Source organism: Mycobacterium sp. (assembly GCF_050701675.1).
Classification (GTDB): domain Bacteria; phylum Actinomycetota; class Actinomycetes; order Mycobacteriales; family Mycobacteriaceae; genus Mycobacterium.
Map to the genome: position 1 here is coordinate 1 of NZ_JBOGDD010001293.1, position 1,614 is coordinate 1,614.

A 1,614-nucleotide genomic window follows, 5' to 3' on the forward strand; every position below is an offset into this window, starting at 1 on the left:
GGGCGGATCGGGAGAGACGCGCTACGCGGTCGGGTTAGGACACCGTGATCGAGTCGATGACAACCGGCTCGGTCGGACGGTCGCCGGGGCCGGTCGGGGTGCTCCCGATGGCGTCGACGACCTTCTGCGACTCGGGGTCGACGACCTCGCCGAAGATGGTGTGCTTGCGGTTCAGATGCGGCGTCTTGCCGACGGTGATGAAGAACTGCGAGCCGTTGGTTCCCGGGCCGGCGTTCGCCATGGCCAGCAGGTAGGGCTTGTCGAAGGCGAGCTCGGGGTGGAACTCGTCGGCGAACTGGTAGCCGGGCCCGCCGCGGCCGGTGCCGGTCGGGTCGCCGCCTTGCAGCATGAACCCCGAGATGACGCGGTGGAACACCGCTCCGTCGTAGAAGGGGCCCTCTGTTCCGCCCGACGCGTTCTCGGTGCTGTAGTCCTTGGTGCCCTGTGCCAATCCGACGAAGTTGGCGACGGTCTTGGGCGCGTGGTTTCCGAAGAGTGCGATCTTGATGTCGCCGCGGTTGGTGTGCAGGGTCGCGGTCGCTGTCTGTATGGGACTCGTCACGGGATGCCAGTGTGCCATTTCGGGTTTCACGAGTAGGTTCCGGCCCCCCTGCAATAGGCACCGAATAGGGTGGTCGCGAAAGTCCCCACGCAGAGAGGCGGAGGCCATGAGCTCCACCCGTTTGACCCCGACGGAACGCCTGGCGAGGGGTCTCAAGTACTCGACCGTGGGACCCGTCGACCTGACCAGGGGAGCGGTCGGGGTCGGCATCAACTCCGTGTGCTCGTCGGCGGCATGGGTGGGCGCCCGCTACCGGCGCGACAGGATCAAGAGCCAATTGAGCAAGGATCTCGCCGCCGCGCGGGAGGCCATCGCCAACGAGATCACCGCCGCCCAGGAAGTCGTGACCAACATTCCGCAGGCGCTGCAGGAGGCCCGCAAGACCAAGCGGCGACGCAGGCCGCTTCTCATCATCGGCGCTGGCGTCGCCATCCTCGCGGTCGGCGCAGTGACGTTTTCCATCGTCAGGCGTTCGACGCAACCAGAACCGTCGCCGCTCCCGCCGAGTGTCGACATCGCGCCGAGGCCCTGAGCCGTACCGGCACACGCCCAGCCCGCTCCCAAGCGGTCAGCACCCCAGAGAAGTCTGGTCAATCACGCTGTGGTTCAGCGACTTTGGGTGAACGAGGGGCAGCCATCGATGGCGGCCAGAAGTTCGTCAATTGCGCCATCACGCAGTGTCCGCATCCCCGGTCATCGTGCCGATGAAGGCAGTTTTGCGCAATGGGACGCCCCAGGGTCGCGGATGGCGGACGCTGGGACGATGGTTGACACATGACCGTCAGCGTCTTCGATCTGTTCTCGATCGGTATCGGGCCGTCCAGCTCCCATACCGTCGGCCCCATGCGTGCGGCCGCGCGCTTCTCCGGCGCACTCTCGGACCGCGACCTACTCCAGCGGCTGGCCAGGATCCGGGTCGAGTTGTACGGCTCGCTGGCCGCCACGGGCGCAGGGCACGGAACTGTCGGGGCGGTGCTGCTCGGACTCGAGGGCGGTGATCCCGAGACCATCGATCCGGTCGCCGGTCAACAACGCGTGGCCGAGATCGGAAC

3 protein-coding genes are annotated in these 1,614 nt (G+C 66.8%); 2 read left to right on the forward strand and 1 reads right to left on the reverse strand.

The window, feature by feature from the left end; translation table 11 throughout:
* Positions 1–34: 34 nt before the first annotated feature.
* Positions 35–562: a peptidylprolyl isomerase gene (locus ACRDUX_RS39865; protein WP_526422908.1), complete on the reverse strand. Its 528-nt coding sequence runs from the start codon at positions 560–562 to the stop codon at positions 35–37.
* A gap of 106 nt (positions 563–668) precedes the next feature.
* On the opposite strand from ACRDUX_RS39865, the gene cwsA reads away from it, so the two are divergent.
* Together cwsA and ACRDUX_RS39875 are read left to right on the forward strand one after the other, a co-directional pair.
* Entirely contained in the window at positions 669–1,094 is a 426-nt protein-coding gene (gene cwsA / locus ACRDUX_RS39870) for a cell wall synthesis protein CwsA (RefSeq protein ID WP_526422910.1), read from the forward strand.
* A 242-nt stretch (positions 1,095–1,336) separates the two neighbouring features.
* Positions 1,337–1,614 (forward strand): serine dehydratase beta chain (locus ACRDUX_RS39875; RefSeq protein ID WP_526422912.1); only part of this gene is annotated, 278 nt, incomplete at its 3' end.

Excerpts from the sequence above, each read along its gene's own strand:
- cwsA (WP_526422910.1), top strand. The coding sequence starts at position 669 with ATGAGCTCCACCCGTTTGACCCCGACGGAACGCCTGGCGAGGGGTCTC.